General features: G+C 29.7%; 13 protein-coding genes and 1 riboswitch. Of the genes, 1 reads left to right on the top strand and 12 read right to left on the bottom strand.

Annotation, left to right across the window (positions count from 1 at the left end; genetic code table 11):
- The 7 genes from ACO6OL_RS08340 to ACO6OL_RS08310 form a co-directional block, all read right to left on the bottom strand.
- A partial coding sequence (locus ACO6OL_RS08340) for a PD-(D/E)XK nuclease family transposase (protein WP_485502803.1) occupies positions 1–845 on the bottom strand: 845 nt, incomplete at its 3' end.
- 201 nt (positions 846–1,046) lie between these two features.
- The gene (locus ACO6OL_RS08335; protein ID WP_314086805.1) at positions 1,047–1,409 is read right to left on the bottom strand and encodes a truncated hemoglobin; all 363 of its coding nucleotides are present in this window, start codon (positions 1,407–1,409) and stop codon (positions 1,047–1,049) included.
- Between the two features lie 166 nt (positions 1,410–1,575).
- On the bottom strand, positions 1,576–2,757 hold the full coding sequence (gene metK, locus ACO6OL_RS08330) for a methionine adenosyltransferase (protein ID WP_455485386.1): 1,182 nt from the start codon (positions 2,755–2,757) through the stop codon (positions 1,576–1,578).
- Positions 2,758–2,872: 115 nt separating this feature from the next.
- Positions 2,873–2,975, bottom strand: a riboswitch (SAM riboswitch).
- Between the two features lie 717 nt (positions 2,976–3,692).
- The gene (locus ACO6OL_RS08325) at positions 3,693–4,184 is read right to left on the bottom strand and encodes a PH domain-containing protein (RefSeq protein ID WP_485502802.1); all 492 of its coding nucleotides are present in this window, start codon (positions 4,182–4,184) and stop codon (positions 3,693–3,695) included.
- On the bottom strand, positions 4,177–5,688 hold the full coding sequence (locus ACO6OL_RS08320; RefSeq protein ID WP_485502801.1) for a PH domain-containing protein: 1,512 nt from the start codon (positions 5,686–5,688) through the stop codon (positions 4,177–4,179). The genes ACO6OL_RS08325 and ACO6OL_RS08320 overlap by 8 nt, the downstream gene beginning before the upstream one ends.
- Positions 5,675–6,178 (bottom strand): hypothetical protein, encoded by a 504-nt coding sequence (locus ACO6OL_RS08315; RefSeq protein ID WP_485502800.1) that lies wholly within the window; start codon positions 6,176–6,178, stop codon positions 5,675–5,677. The genes ACO6OL_RS08320 and ACO6OL_RS08315 overlap by 14 nt, the downstream gene beginning before the upstream one ends.
- 19 nt (positions 6,179–6,197) lie before the next feature.
- Positions 6,198–6,827 carry an MBL fold metallo-hydrolase gene (locus ACO6OL_RS08310; protein WP_485502799.1) on the bottom strand — a complete coding sequence of 210 codons (630 nt, stop codon included), beginning with the start codon at positions 6,825–6,827 and terminating at the stop codon, positions 6,198–6,200.
- 380 nt (positions 6,828–7,207) lie between these two features.
- On the opposite strand from ACO6OL_RS08310, the gene ACO6OL_RS08305 reads away from it, so the two are divergent.
- A complete protein-coding gene (locus ACO6OL_RS08305) occupies positions 7,208–8,356 on the top strand; it encodes an MFS transporter (RefSeq protein ID WP_485502798.1) in 1,149 nt (382 codons plus the stop codon).
- A 52-nt stretch (positions 8,357–8,408) separates the two neighbouring features.
- Here the strand turns inward: ACO6OL_RS08305 and srtB are convergent, their stop codons facing one another.
- From srtB to folB, 5 genes are all read right to left on the bottom strand, one after another.
- On the bottom strand, positions 8,409–9,260 hold the full coding sequence (srtB, locus tag ACO6OL_RS08300) for a class B sortase, LPKTxAVK-specific (protein ID WP_485502797.1): 852 nt from the start codon (positions 9,258–9,260) through the stop codon (positions 8,409–8,411).
- Positions 9,261–9,571: 311 nt separating this feature from the next.
- The gene (locus tag ACO6OL_RS08295; protein WP_314160107.1) at positions 9,572–10,723 is read right to left on the bottom strand and encodes a pyruvate kinase; all 1,152 of its coding nucleotides are present in this window, start codon (positions 10,721–10,723) and stop codon (positions 9,572–9,574) included.
- 303 nt (positions 10,724–11,026) lie between these two features.
- Positions 11,027–12,034, bottom strand: coding sequence for a tRNA dihydrouridine synthase DusB (gene dusB, locus ACO6OL_RS08290; RefSeq protein WP_448912955.1), 1,008 nt, complete (start codon positions 12,032–12,034; stop codon positions 11,027–11,029).
- 16 nt (positions 12,035–12,050) lie between these two features.
- Positions 12,051–12,524, bottom strand: a complete 474-nt coding sequence (gene folK, locus ACO6OL_RS08285; RefSeq protein ID WP_485502796.1) for a 2-amino-4-hydroxy-6-hydroxymethyldihydropteridine diphosphokinase — start codon at positions 12,522–12,524, stop codon at positions 12,051–12,053.
- Entirely contained in the window at positions 12,524–12,904 is a 381-nt protein-coding gene (gene folB, locus ACO6OL_RS08280; RefSeq protein ID WP_485502795.1) for a dihydroneopterin aldolase, read from the bottom strand. Before folB ends, folK begins: the two co-directional genes overlap by 1 nt.
- Positions 12,905–13,161: the final 257 nt, after the last annotated feature.

Below are 13,161 nucleotides of genomic sequence, written 5' to 3'. Positions count from 1 at the left end.
CCTTGTTGTAGCCCTTGTTGTAGCCCTTGTTGTAGCCCTTGTTGTAGCCCTTGTTCTCTTCCTTGTTGAAGTCCTTCCGCTATCGCCTGTTCCTTTTCTTCTCTAACATAAGCTAGGTGAGCATAATATCCATCAAAGTCTCTTCTTCTCTCATCAAACATACTCTTCTCCTCCTTACTCCATTTTCTTGGATTTATTATACTATCTGCTTGTTCCATTATTTTTTCTGGTTCATGTGTATATGGTTTATTTCCGAAAAATTCTATCCAACGGATTTTTTGGTAATTTTCCATTGTATTTTCTCTGTATTTTTCTATTTCCAAAAATACCATTCTTATTAAATTTCTTTTTTCTTCTATACCTTTAAATTTAACTTTTAATTCTTCGTAGTTTTCATCATCTCGCATACTGAACGTATGAATTGCTCGATTATCATCAAAATATGGTTTCTCTGTTATTGCTATTGCATAAACCGGTATTAATTCTTGAGATAAATAATGTGTATCTACTCCTTCTTTTTTATACTTATCTAAGTTTTGCGAAACTTGTTCACAGATGTATAACCACAATCTTTTTATAAAATCAACCTGCATAGCTACTTGAATTTCTATAATTACTTGAGTACCATCGTCTAATTCTGCTAGTACATCCACGTGCGTAACAAATGGTAGCAAATCTTTATACGGCTTAGCATGGATTTGTGCACCATCTAAAAGTTTTACAGAAGCTACTGGTAAGTCTAATAAATCTCTTATAAATTGTGCCGTTACCTCAGTATTACTAAATACTTTCTTCGCTACTAAATCCATCATTGGTCGTGCGTCTTTATTTCTTATGTTTTCCATTTTGAATCCCCCTATTTTCATTACTTAATAATATTTTTTAATTTTAATTTCTACCCTATTTCTATCTTTATTATACTAAAAAAAAATTATTTTTTCTATTGATATCATAGATTTTATCTTTAAACAAACATACTCAAATTTCTAAATAAAAAATGTAAAAGTGTTACATTTTAAATATAACCATCTTTTACATTTTTTCCATTATATTGTATTTATCATTTGCATTGTTAATGAATTAATTTTTTGACTAAAGAATTTTTTAATTGCTGGATCTAATTCTAATCTATCCAACGCTAACTCGAAATCTTCTAACCAGTATTTCGCTTCTTTTATTGATATTGGTAATTTCATATGTTTTCTTCTCAAATCAGGTGTTGCAAATACAGAATGACCTGGTTCTCCAAGAAATAATCTAAAAAATCTTTTTTGTTCTATTTTAATTTTGTCAAATCCTTCAACAAATAAAAGATTGATTCTATCATCATTAGGTATTATATCATCATACATATACATAACTAATTGATCAATTTTTTCTTCTCCTATTTGGTCATATAAATTCATCATAACCCTCCACAATTTATACATATTTTATTCACTTTTTGTCCTTAATTATATTAAACTACATAAAAGATTTTTTTGCAATTAAAATACTTTCACAATGCATAAAAATCTAACTTTAGATAATTAAAAAGCGTAAATTAGGTTCACCCTACTCTACGCTTTAATAATACTATTTTAATAATTTTTTAAATGCTTCTACTTTATCAGTTTTTTCCCAAGTAAATTCTACATCTTCACGTCCAAAGTGTCCGTAAGCTGCTGTTTTCTTGAAGATTGGTTTTCTTAAGTCTAAAGTTTCGATGATTCCATTTGGTGTTAAACGGAATTCTTCTTTAATAGTTTTAACGATATCCCCTTCATCTACTTTTGATGTTCCGAATGTTTCAACAAAGATTGATACTGGGTGAGCTACTCCAATTGCATAAGCTAATTGTACTTCTGCTTTATCGCAGATACCACTTGCTACAATATTTTTGGCAATGTATCTAGCCATATAAGCTCCTGATCTATCTACTTTAGTAGCATCTTTACCACTGAATGCTCCCCCACCGTGACGAGAGAATCCACCGTATGTATCAACGATAATTTTACGTCCTGTAAGCCCAGCATCTCCAACTGGTCCACCAATTACGAATCTTCCTGTTGGGTTGATGAAATATTTAGTATTTTCATCTAGTAAGTCTTTATCTAGACATGGCTCAATTACGTATTTTTTAATATCAGCATGGATTTGCTCTTGACTTACATCTGCATCATGTTGTGTAGAAACTACAATTGTGTCAATTCTATTAACTTTGTGATTTACATCGTATTCGATTGTTACTTGTACTTTTCCATCTGGACCTAAGTATGTAAGAGTTCCATTTTTTCTAACTTCTGCTAATTGTTTTGAAAGTTTTTGACTTAGGTAGATTGGTAGTGGCATAAATGTTGGTGTTTCGTTAGTTGCAAATCCAAACATAAGACCTTGGTCTCCAGCACCTACTTCATTTTCTTCTTTTTGTTGTTTTGTTTCTAGCGAATTATCAACTCCAAGTGCGATGTCTGGAGATTGTTTATCTAAACCAACAAGTACTGAAATGTGATCACCTGAATATCCTTTATTAGGATCATTATATCCAATTTCATTAATTGTATCACGTACGATTTGTTGGAAGTCAACATTTGCTGTTGTAGAAACTTCTCCTATAAGCACTGCTAATCCTGTGTTTACACAAGTCTCACAAGCTACACGTCCATACGGATCTTGCTCTAAAATCGCATCTAAAATCGCATCTGACACTTGGTCAGCAATTTTATCTGGGTGTCCTTCTGTAACTGATTCTGATGTAAATAAATATGTTTTGCTCATTTCTTTCTCCTAAAAATATTTTTGTCTGATATTAATACAAATCTTCTCTAAATCCTTAATATCTCATTAATTATAAAATAAAAGACCTTATCTCATAGACAAGGTCTTTATTATTACCTCATCGTTCAAAGTAAACTTTGCTAAGGAAAGCACCTTAATCAATTGATTAGGTTGCCGGAGTTCAACGGGCCTTATCCCTCACTCACTCTTGATAAGTATTTATATTTCTTTTATCAGCATATTAGATTTTAATATACTTTTTCTAATTTGTCAAACGATAAAGTAAAAATGATATAGTAAAATCAATATTCAATATTGTATTTACTTCTTTCTTGGAGAATTTTTTCCTTTAACTTCTCCGCTTCTTTAATTGAGATTGATAAAAATCGTCTTATCGACTTGAATTTTCTCCTTTTTACACTTAACATATAGAATATATTTTAATATTATTGTTACATTACCCTTCTTCTATGATATAATTAACTTGTCGTTGATAACAAATCAAATCCTGCGATAGTAGGAGGTGATAAAATACTTTTATGGAAATACTTACTCAAACAGTGCTTAACATTACGGGGCTGATCCAAAAGTACTAGATTTTAAAAATAATTTACATGAAAACTCATAGACGCAGTGGTTTATTGATATCTAAATTCGCTTTATAAAAGCTCTTTAGATACCTAATAAACTATGCGGGGGTGACTCGACAAAATCGATTTCTCCGAAATCACGATTTTTGAGTCACTCCCAAATGGCTTGATGAAAAGCACTCTAATATACAACGATAAGCCTTATTATGTTCATCATAATAAAAACACTAGCATTGTAACGGGTGCTAGTGTTTTACTTTTATGTTTTTACTTACTCTTTATACCTATATTCTAAACTAATATCAGCTAATTGTCAAATAAAATTCTTGAAATGATATAGTAAAATCAATATTCAATATTATATTTACTTCTTTCTTGGAGAATTTTTTCTTTTAACTTCTCCGCTTCTTCAATGGGCAGACAATCAATCCATAATTTGCTATATATTCCCGTTACTTGTATATTAGCCAATTTAAACTTATTTAAAATTGGTCCTGTATGTATCGTAACATCTTGGATAGTATTATAAGGCAAAGTTTTTTTACTCTTAAAAAATACTCCCTCAACTTCCGATACTCCCATATCATCTATCTCATAAGAATAATTTCTAATTACTAAAGGTGGAATAACTAAAGCCACTATAGCGTATATTATTAATATCACTAATATACCTAGACCAAGAAACTTATAATTTATTTCCGTTTTAAAATAGTCATATACACTTTTACCAATAACTGGTGATAAGAGAACTAGAGCATATATCCCAAAGTGTATTCTTATATATTGTACAGACCTCTGTGGTAAATTACACGATTTTTTTTCAAATATTCTACTCATAACCTACCTCCGAAACTATAAAATCTCTTTCTAATTTTTCTTTGTATCCTCTATCATAATATTTCAACTTAATATCTGAGTTTACCCCAATAGAATTTATTGATATATGAGCAAGATTTCTTTTACTCATAAAATAGTTCGTCCTACTATTAATTGTTCCTACTTTTTTCACCTTAATGAATTCTGTTATTATTGTCAATTGTCTCATAAACGTATTCTTAAAGTAATGTCTATCATAAGAAAGCTCGTTATATTTCAACATATAGTTTTTAACTAAAATACTATACGAAACTAAGATAAGATAAAGAGCAAGCGAACTCAAAACTTTATACTCTATCTTCAAATCAATATTAGCAAAATATACTATTGCAAATACTATTATCGGTAGAGGACTGCAATTAAACAAACTCCAACGATACAAAGCAATTCTAGCTTTTCGTTGTATTTTCTCACTTTCTAAACTTTCATAGTACTCTAAATCAATATCTAGATTATTTTTCACAAAATTTTGTGCAAAATCTTTTTTTACTAGAGGTAAGACATCTATCGTAGATTTTTGTTCACTTAAATCTTCTGATACGTTATTAGTTAAGGTTTCAACAGATAATTTCGCAAGTCCGAAGAAACGATAGCGCAAAGGATATATCAATTTTACACTTTGAATTCTGTCAATATCAATAACTAATGATTTTTTATTTAACAGACCATATTTACACAGTAAATTATTATCTTTTGTCGTCAGGATAAAGTTATAATATTTTACAATCGTATGAACAATCGATGCAATTACTACTAAAATCATAAATATCCCAATTATTATAAATATGGCTGTTACGTTGCCCGCGACTGACTTAGCATTTTTTTGAAGAAGATCGTCAAAATAAGCTTCATTGTCGAAGAGATATTTGAATACATCTCGAATCTTACCATTTAATGCTAATATTAACCCTAAAGCTGCAAAGAACCTAACCCTAAGTAGTCCATAAAATGCAAGGTCTTTCACAGACAATCTTAGTATTTCTTTTTGAATTTCTTGAATTCTTTCTTCTTGATCTGAAGTTATATCTTCTGATTCATCTTGATCTTGTTTTAATTCTCTTAGTATGTCAATTAAGTTTAATGCGACTTCCTTCTTCAGAGGTTTTATCCTAATTTTACCTCCAACAAGATTAATATCCACCGAAAGCAGATTAAATGCTTGATACAATACGTTAGAACTCATGTCTATTGATTGGATATTTTCAAGATTTATATTTTTTGCTTCTTTATTTATTATTCCTTTTGTATAAATTAGTGCTCCATCACGTACTTCATAACTTTTTAGGAAATAATCAAATATACCTATTACTATTAGTAAAAGAAATCCTGCCAAAACTAGTAAATAATATTTCCAATTTTGCTCTTTTAATGCCAGAATCATAAAAATACCAAACAATCTAAATCCAGTAATTACAGAATCCATAATAACCATAGGGTGTACTCGACTTTTTTTAATATTCTTCATCTTTATACCTCCTATAATTAAGATTGTTTTCTAGTATAATTAACAATAGGTTTTCTAACTGTTCTACATCTTTTTTAGAAACATAAAAGCTTAATTTTTCTGAACCAGTGTTTATACTAATCTTGTAAATATTGAATTTTTTCGACAATATATTTTGTTTAATTGTGTAATCTAGTATATTCCTAAGTGGTGCTACTTCCTCAAACTTAAAGAATGTATATATTAATGTTGAAGCTAGTTTAAAATGTTCATCTGTAATTTCAAAAAATGTATTGTACTCATACTTATCTCTTAACATTACAACTATTACATGATTTAAAAATACTAACCCTAATATTATCCATAGGATAATATAGATATCTACACCGAACACTTCTTCAAAACCGATAAGTTTAAAAATCACAGAAGCTACTACAACACATGTTAAACATATTGCCCAAATATTAAAGAAAAAATAATCAACGTATATTCTTCCTATATACTTTCTCATAAAATCCCTCCCTTTTTTATTAACAACCGATAAGATTTAGACCTCGTTCACGTTCAATTGTAGTCTCGTCCCCATGACCTGGATATACTATTTTCGCACCATCAAGCTTAAATAATACATTTCCTAATGAATTTTTCAAGGCATCATAATCTGATCCATATAAATCATAACGACCAAAACCGCTTCTAAATAATGCATCTCCAACTACTACAAATTTACCAAAATCAAATGATACTCCGCCTGGAGAATGCCCTGGCGTTGGTAGAACTGTAAAACTTAAACCAGCAATTTCGTATTTTTTGTTTTCTTCAAATTCAAATTCTGCAGGATCAGTCATAGGCGGTCTTCTTAGACGGAACAATGTTGAACCGTTAAAATCCGGGTTTTGTAACCAATCACGTTCATGTCCTGAAATATATACAGGCACTCCGTAGTGTTTTCTACATTCATCTAATGACATAATATGATCAAAGTGAGCATGCGTTAATAATATAGCTTCGATTTTTACATTTAATTCATCTACAGCTTTTTGTATTCTATCAAAACCTTCTCCTGGATCTACAATAACCCCACGTCCATCTTTATATACTACATAGCAGTTCTCATCTACCATATCCATTACTATTCTTCTAATTTCTGCTTTTGCCATTTTCTCAAAACCTTTCCATAATTATTGTTATCTCTATTTTATCTTATAATTCTTCTATTAACAAGTGTTGATTAGTAGTTTTCTTACTTTACTTATACTATTCCCTCTTCACTTGACCTAATTTTAAAAATTTTTTATACTTGTATAGTATGATTTTCATAACAACTTAATTTTTGGGAGTGACTCAAAAATCGTGATTTTGGAAAAACCAATTTTTTAGAGTCAACCCCGCATAGTTTATTAGATATCTAAAAAGCTTTTATAAAACGAATTTAGATATCAATAAACCACTACGTCTATGAGTTCTCATATGAACCTTGTTGAATTTTAGGACTTTTGAGACATCCCTATTAATTTTCTAAGAAAAAAGGAGATAAAACATGAAATTAAATTCATTCGCTAAGTTTTCATTACTTAGTATTTCAATTTTATTAATGTCACACCTTGCTATTTCTCCAGTAATTCCAAACTTATATAATTTTTATCATGCAAGTAACCCTAATATAGGTCTGGCTTCTGTAGAGAGTTTAGCTACAATACCTGCTATGATGATAACAATTTTTGTTCTTCTTAGTAACGGAGTTATTAAATTTATTGGTAAAAAAAATACAGTACTTCTTGGTCTATTACTAATATTTATCTTTGGTATTGTACCTGCCTTCACTACTAACTTCAAAGTTGTTTTAATTAGTAGACTTTTCCTTGGGGCTGGTATTGGATTATTTAATTCACTTTCTATTAGTATGATAAGTGACTTCTTTGATGAAAATCATCGTGGTACTATGATTGGACTGAGAACAGCATTCTTAAATATTGGTAAAGCATTGACTACATTTATTTCTGGATACCTACTAATTTACGGTATTCAATATACATTTTTAGTTTATGCTCTAGCACTTCCTATATTTATAATTTTCCTATTATTTGTACCAAACGCAGAAAATATAAATAATAAAAAAGTTAGCATTAAATTCCATAAAGAAACTATTATCCTAACTCTTTTAACATTTTTAGTAGGAATTTCGTACATGGGAGCAACTATTAAAATCCCTACTCTACTAGCTGAAAAATATCACTATCAACCAGATGTAGCTAGAAATCTATTAACAATTCTTGCTTTAAGTGGTATTCTTTCTGGAGTTATCTTCGGTATTCTTGTTAAAAGATTCAAAAATCTAACATTACCTGTTATGTTAAGTTTCATGACAGTCGGAAGTGTGTTATTTGCTTTAACAAATAATATTGTTATCTTCTACGTTGCGGCCATCTTCATCGGAATCAGCTTCGTAGGAACAATGTCATTTAACTTCTTCTATATTTCTAAAAAGTTAGAAAATAAATTCATCAACTTTGCGACAAGTGTAATCTTAGTTGGTGGTAATATCGGTGTAATTCTAACTCCAGTAGTACTTACAAAAATACCTGAAGCTCTACACTTAGAAAAATATACAACACCATTTTTCATAACTACTACACTAATGTTAATTTCTACATTAGTTAGTTACGCAATTTTAAGAAACAAAAAATAATATAAACTAAAAAAAGCACAACGCAGAATTTTTTACGTTGTGCCTTTTATTATTAACTATTTAATAATTCTTTATTTTTTTCTAAGAATTCTTTTAATTCTTTATCTGGAATCTGTCTAGCTAGTACTAAAGTCCTCAATGAAACATCATCAAGTCGACATGTTGCAAATACTGTCATATTATCTTCACCTGATATCTTGGTATTCTCTAGCCAGTTTCTTGCACCATCTTTAAACATATTAATAAAAATTTCCTTCTTATCAGCAGTTGTTGGTATCTGATAAAGATTAGTATCTTCATGAACCACTTTAACTCCTGTTACTTCATAATAGTATTTTCTCTCAGGTGTTTCCATAACTACAACTCTATGACTGTCAAAATAATCTTTTTTAGCAAACCAGTTCATATTGTTAAATACTCTTGTATCTAATGTTATCTTCTTCTCCTCAATTCCTGCACGAGCATGTCCAAATACCCATTTTACATCGCCTTGGTCTAATCCAGGTTTATTTTCAAAATCCATAAAAACTGCACCAAGTAAGTGAGCTGGTCTATTATTTATATCATATTCCAAATATTTTGAATTATTAGTAGTTTGTAGTATTGGCTCTTTTAGAGAATCCTTACCATCTCCAGGAACATACATATAACCGATAACCTCATTATTTATTGCCTTTAATTCTTTAAATTTATTAGATAAATAATCTTTTTCAGCTTGATTTACTATATACTCATCTTTTTTCTTAGATTCCTGCGCTGAGTTTATCTTTTGCTCAACTCTAACTTGTGACTCATTAGATTTTGTATTCGTGTATTCATATAATCCAAATGCACCACCGACTGCAATTACAAGTAGTAAGACATACTTGACAATATTACTTAAAAGTGATTTATTGTTCTTCATAAAAATTTTCCTTTCTAAAATTTATACCTTCATATCAAAACTCCAAATTAAATTATATCATAGTTTTTACAAAATTTCTTCAAAATAATATCCATATAGTTACAAAAAAATATGTAAAGTTTCGCGTTTTAGAAAACTTTATAAAAAAGGAGTGACCGAAAATCGTGATTTCGAAGAAACAAGATTTTTGAGTCACCCTCGCTCAGTTTATTAGATATCAATAAACTACTGCACCTATGAGTTCTCATATGAACTTTGTTAAATTCTAGGCCTTTTGGGCCAGCCCCTTGACTTTTAATAAATTGTCATTATTAAACTTTTTTTACATTTAAAAAATCAGTCGGTGGAACATTATCTTTTCCAAAATCTGGTTGTCCTGCAGTAATTAGAATATAATCCCCTTCTTTTGCTAAACCTGACTCCTTAGCGAATTTCGGTGCTAAACTTAGCATTTCCTCCATTGTTAAAGTTTTTTCTTCAATAAATGTTGTTACACCACGTGTTAAAGCTAACTTCCTTGCTTTTTGCTTAGATGGAACTACCGCTAAAATCTGAACTTTCGGTCTATATCTCGCAATAAATTTCGCTGTACTTCCTGATTTTGTATAAGTTACAATATTATTTACATCGATAGAATCTATTAAATATTTAGTAGATAATGATACTGCATGGGCAATATCCATCTTATGATTTTTATACTCATCGTCTTCATCTTCAAGAATTATATCTTGAGTTTCAATATAACTTATGATTTTATCAACTGTTTGTAGTGCCTCTTTTGGATAATTCCCTATAGCTGTTTCTTCTATTAACATGATAGCATCAACACCATCAATAATCGCATTCGCTACATCTGAGACCTCAGCACGTGTAGGTCTAGGATTATAAATCATAGAATGTAACATTTGAGTTGTTAAGATTACCTCTACAATTGCATCATTTGCTTTTCTTATAATTTCTTTTTGAATACTTGGTAAGTTTTGATATGGTAATTCCATACCAAGCTCATCCCTATTAATCATGATAGAATCGGCAAATTTTATAATTTCATCTATATTTTCATATGCCTCTTTACAGTCAATTTTTACGATTAATCCAATATCTTTTTTATCATTTGCATGTAAAATTTCTTTTACCTTTCTTATCTCATCAAGATTACTAACAAATGGACAGGCAACAAAATCCACATCATTTTGACAAGCGAAGTGGACAGTTTCTTCTTCTATTTTTATTAATTTATATTTACTTTCTGCATAAATATGATCTAAATCATAAATTATGGCAGTATTTATTCCTAATTTTTCTCTTAATTCTTTTACTTTATTAATTCTAGCTACACATTCATCTGTACTTCCATAATATGTATCAATCAATACAGCATCTGCACCTTTAGCGACGATTTCTTCTAATAGCTCTTCTGTGCTATTTCCTAAAGTTGCTATAATTTTCGCCTTTCTAGTCATATATAACTACCTCACCTTTTAAAACGTTTTCTTTTTCTTAATTATAACACATTGAATTACTATTTTCTAGATAATTTTTTAAGTTATTAAAGTTTAGAATATCAGTTATTATATTTTTATCTAATTGTTTTCTATTATAGTGCATTAATTAATTTAAAAATAATTCTCTTCTAATACAGTACACACCTTAATTTTCTTGATTCTAAAAAATAATAGAAAATATTATTATTATGAAAATTAAAAAGAGAAGAAAACATTAAATAATATCTTCTTCTCTAATATTACAAATAATAATTCAATACATTAAATAATTATTTCTTTTTTAGGAGTAGCAATTCCAGATTCAAGATAATCCAAGAATTCTCCGAATAGATTTTCCATTTCTGCATATGAGTTTAAAGTATTTAATTCTTTTTTAACTTTTGCTCCACCTTTAATCCCCTTCATGTAGTATGCAGCATGTTTTCTCATTTCATGTACGGCTACTCTTTCAGGTTTAATTTCCATAAGTCTTCTTAAGTGAAGTAGACAAACATCAATTTTTTCTCTTGGGCTTGGTTCTTCTGTTAATTCGCCAGTCTCTAAGTACTTAACTGTACGATATAGCATCCAAGGATTTCCTAGAGCTGCACGTCCTATCATTACTGCATCACAATTAGTATCATCTAACATCTTTTTCGCAAGTTCTGGTGAAGTTACATCTCCATTACCAATTACTGGAATTTTTAATTCTTTCTTTACATCACGAATAACATCCCAGTTAGCTTTACCACTGTACATTTGAACTTTTGTTCTTCCGTGGATAGCTATCGCACTAGCTCCTGCACGCTCTGCATTTCTAGCATTATCCATTATGTAAATATGCTCATCATCCCATCCCATACGCATTTTTACAGTTACAGGCTTAGAAACAGAGTCTACTAGTCTTGCAATTACTTCATATACCTTATCTGGATCAAGAAGTAATTTACTACCAGCATCAACTTTAGTAATCTTTGGTACCGGACATCCCATATTTAGGTCAATAATATCAGCTTCTGTGTTTTTATCAACATACTTCGCAGCTTCTACCAATGTTTCAATCTCCCCACCGAAGATTTGTAAACTTAGTGGACGCTCTCTTGGATCGATATATAGCATATTCATCGTTTTTTTATTGTTAAATAAAATAGCTTTATCACTTACCATCTCAGCACAAACTAATCCTGCACCGAATTCTTTCGCTGTTAAACGGAATGCAGCATTACACACACCTGCCATAGGTGCTAAAACAACTCTATTTGGAATTTCTACTTCTCTAATTTTAAACATTCTTTATCCTTTCATTTTACAATTTTTCTTTATATACACTTATAGGTTCTGTTATTTTCTCTAATGATTCTTTTATATTTTTCCCAGCTATCTCTATACTGCCGTACATTTCTACTAAAGGAGCTAAAACAAAGTTTCTATCATGAATATATTTATGTGGAACAATTAATCTATCATCATTAAAAACTAAATCATCAAATGTGATTATATCAATATCAATTGTCCTATTACCCCAGTGTTCCTTACGAACTCGACCTAATTCAAGTTCTATTTTTTGAATTTTATCTAGCAATTCATATGCTCCTAGCGAAGTTTCTACTTCTATGCACATATTTAAGAAGTTTTGATCAGCTACTCCACCCCATGCAGGTGTTTCATAAATACTGCTCTCTAAAATAATCTTAAGATTATTTTCTTCTATTTTTGCTAAAGCATCTTTTAAATACTGTTCCCTTGGTTCTATATTAGTTCCTAACGCTAGTATAATCATTATAAGTTATAAAACTCCTCACGTGATAGTTTTACTTCTACACCGCATTTTCCAAAATGATATTTTATCGGTGCTCCTGGTTTATTAATTTTTAATTTTATATTTTCTATTTGAGAAAATTCAGTAAAAATATTTTTTAAAATTTCTCCAGCTAATCTCTCTAGCAAATTAAATGTATTAGTCGTAGCAGTTTTTACAACAACTTCTGCTATATCAGCATAACTAATACTATCCATCATTTCATCACTGAACATAGCATTCTTATAATTTAGCTCACATTCTATGTCAAAGATAAACTTCTGACCTAACTTATTCTCTTCTTCGAATAATCCGTGATTAGCAAATACTTCAAGATTATCAATAAATAACACTGTTTTCATGATTAATACCTCTCAATCATTATTTTGCTTAACTATAAAATTTTAACACATTTCGACTTTTTTCTCTAATGATTATACTTACTTCTAAAAAAAAGACTTGAAAATAATGATTTTATAAAATCTTATTCTCAAGTCTCTATAACACACGTGGGAGTGACTCAAAAATCGTGATTTCGAAGAAATCGATTTTGTAGAGTTACCACCGCACAGTTTATTAGATATCTAAAAAGCTTTTATAAAGCGAATTTAGATATCAA

Source organism: Gemella sp., assembly GCF_057272915.1.
This window is presented reverse-complemented; position numbering and strand designations above follow the sequence as displayed.

Bases quoted from the DNA above. Each gene is read 5' to 3' on its own strand.
- ACO6OL_RS08335 (WP_314086805.1), bottom strand. From the start codon at position 1,409: ATGATGAATTTATATGACCAAATAGGAGAAGAAAAAATTGATCAATTA.
- metK (WP_455485386.1), bottom strand. From the start codon at position 2,757: ATGAGCAAAACATATTTATTTACATCAGAATCAGTTACAGAAGGACAC.
- ACO6OL_RS08325 (WP_485502802.1), bottom strand. From the start codon at position 4,184: ATGAGTAGAATATTTGAAAAAAAATCGTGTAATTTACCACAGAGGTCT.
- ACO6OL_RS08320 (WP_485502801.1), bottom strand. From the start codon at position 5,688: ATGAAGAATATTAAAAAAAGTCGAGTACACCCTATGGTTATTATGGAT.
- ACO6OL_RS08315 (WP_485502800.1), bottom strand. From the start codon at position 6,178: ATGAGAAAGTATATAGGAAGAATATACGTTGATTATTTTTTCTTTAAT.
- ACO6OL_RS08310 (WP_485502799.1), bottom strand. From the start codon at position 6,827: ATGGCAAAAGCAGAAATTAGAAGAATAGTAATGGATATGGTAGATGAG.
- ACO6OL_RS08305 (WP_485502798.1), top strand. From the start codon at position 7,208: ATGAAATTAAATTCATTCGCTAAGTTTTCATTACTTAGTATTTCAATT.
- srtB (WP_485502797.1), bottom strand. From the start codon at position 9,260: ATGAAGAACAATAAATCACTTTTAAGTAATATTGTCAAGTATGTCTTA.
- ACO6OL_RS08295 (WP_314160107.1), bottom strand. From the start codon at position 10,723: ATGACTAGAAAGGCGAAAATTATAGCAACTTTAGGAAATAGCACAGAA.
- dusB (WP_448912955.1), bottom strand. From the start codon at position 12,034: ATGTTTAAAATTAGAGAAGTAGAAATTCCAAATAGAGTTGTTTTAGCA.
- folK (WP_485502796.1), bottom strand. From the start codon at position 12,524: ATGATTATACTAGCGTTAGGAACTAATATAGAACCAAGGGAACAGTAT.
- folB (WP_485502795.1), bottom strand. From the start codon at position 12,904: ATGAAAACAGTGTTATTTATTGATAATCTTGAAGTATTTGCTAATCAC.